This is a genomic window from Streptomyces sp. 15-116A, from assembly GCF_025290915.1.
GTDB lineage: Bacteria > Actinomycetota > Actinomycetes > Streptomycetales > Streptomycetaceae > Streptomyces.
Genome location: NZ_JAOCQE010000511.1, coordinates 1 through 1,819, shown reverse-complemented (window position 1 = coordinate 1,819; position 1,819 = coordinate 1). Strand labels below are relative to the sequence as shown.

The following is a 1,819-nucleotide window of genomic DNA, read 5'->3' as shown; positions in this document are numbered from 1 at the left end:
CGGCGGCTCGGCGTGGCGCCGACCACCATCCGCAGCTGGGACCACCGCTACGGCCTCGGTCCCCGGGCCCACACCGGCGGTCGGCACCGGCGCTGGACGCCCGCCGACGTGGCACGCCTGGAACGCATGTGCGCCCTGACGGCGACGGGGATGCCGCCCGCGGAGGCCGCCCGCATGGTGCGCGGCGACGTTGACACCGAGTCCGCTCCCGGACCGACCCAATCGACGCAAGCGATGCGGCCGACGCAACCGACGCGACCGACGCAAGCGACGCAACCACCCCGGCCCGCGCCCGCCCGCGCTCGCACCCGCGCCGGCAGCGGGCTCCGTCTGGGCGACGCCCGTCAGGAAGCCAAAGGGATCGCCCGCGCGGCGCTGCGCCTCGACGCCCCCGCCCTGGACGACCTGCTGGCCACCGCGATCGCGGAGCACGGCCTGATCCCTGCCTGGACCGAGGTGATCATGCCGACGCTGCAGGCCGTGGGCCGCAAATGGGAGAGCTCGGGCGAGCGGTACGTCGAGGTCGAGCACTTCCTGTCCTGGCACATCTCCGGCGCCCTGCGCCGCTGCGCCCCGCCCTCGGCGGGCGACCCTCCCGGCGCCGGCACGCTCCTCGCCTGCGTCCCGGGCGAGCTGCACACGCTGCCCCTGGAGGTCCTGGCCGCAGCCCTCGCCGAACGCGGCATCCCGGTCCGCATGTTCGGCGGGGCGCTGCCCGTCGAGTCGCTGGTCGCGGCCGTACGCAGGACCGGACCGGCCGCCGTGGGACTGTGGGCGCAGTCCCGCACCACCGCCAGCCGGCCGCTGGCCCAGCACGTGGCCGCCATGGCCTGGGGCGTGCGCGGCGCCCGCAGAAGCCCGGTCGTCCTCACGCTCGGCCCGGGCTGGGCGGGACAGACCGTGCCCGGACTGCCACGCCCGACGAGCCTCACGGAGGCCGTTACGGCGATAGAGGCACTGGTCCGCGGGTGACGGAGCTGCGGATCACAGGTCCGCGGCCGACGGCGGCTCAGCCGGGCTGGTTCACGTCCGGGCGCTGCCACACGGTGACGTACCCCTTGTAGGTCGGCAGCCCGTCCGGGCCGTCGCCCGGCACGATCTCGGTGATCTCCGCCTCCGCAACGTTGTCGTTGCTGGTGATGGCGCACAGGATGGTGCCGACCTTGACCTGCCGGCCGAGGCGCAGTTCGGCCGCGGGCAGGGGATGGGACAGGACGGCCGTCTGCTGCTGCTCGGTGCAGACCGTCTTGCGCTCTCCGACCACCACCAGAAGACTGCCCAGCCAGCCGTCCGAGTTGTAGACGAGCTCGGCCGGGCCCGGGAGCGCGTCGCGTTCCATGTACGTCGACTGGGGGATGTCGAGGTCCAGGTGGTTGGCCTGGCCGTCCTGGGCGGGCGGGGCGAAGGTGAAGGGCTTGTTGGCGAACCGCAGCCGGTAGCCGGACGGGGCGTACGGGACCTTGCGCTGGTCGCCACCGCCCTGCACCGGCGTCGGCGACCCGGTCGGCGTGCCGGTGCCCTGGCCTTTGCCTTTGCCCTTGCCTGTGGCCTGGTTGCCCCCGTCGCCGTCCCACGGCCACAGCGTGGTGGCGGTGACGGCCAGGGCGCCCACGGCGACGACGGACGTGACGGCCAGGGCCACACGCCGGGTACGCCGGCCAGGAGCCGCCGTACGTGCGGCGTCGGGCAGCGTCGGGACGCGAGGCGTCGGCACGGGACGCGGCGGGGACTGGGGCGACATCGAAGGCGGCGGCCCGAAACCGACGGCCGCAGGCCCGGCGTACGCCGGGGGCGCCGACGGCTGGACCACCGGCGACAG

At 75.2% G+C, this 1,819-nt stretch carries 1 protein-coding gene and 1 pseudogene; one reads left to right on the top strand and one right to left on the bottom strand.

The features are described 5' to 3' along the window. Positions 1–972, top strand: a 972-nt coding sequence (locus tag N4P33_RS34990) for a cobalamin B12-binding domain-containing protein (RefSeq protein WP_260830938.1), incomplete at its 5' end; no start/stop codon positions are given. Between the two features lie 37 nt (positions 973–1,009). On the opposite strand, the pseudogene N4P33_RS34985 reads toward N4P33_RS34990, so the two are convergent. Next, positions 1,010–1,819: pseudogene (locus tag N4P33_RS34985) on the bottom strand (hypothetical protein); the annotation flags it as partial.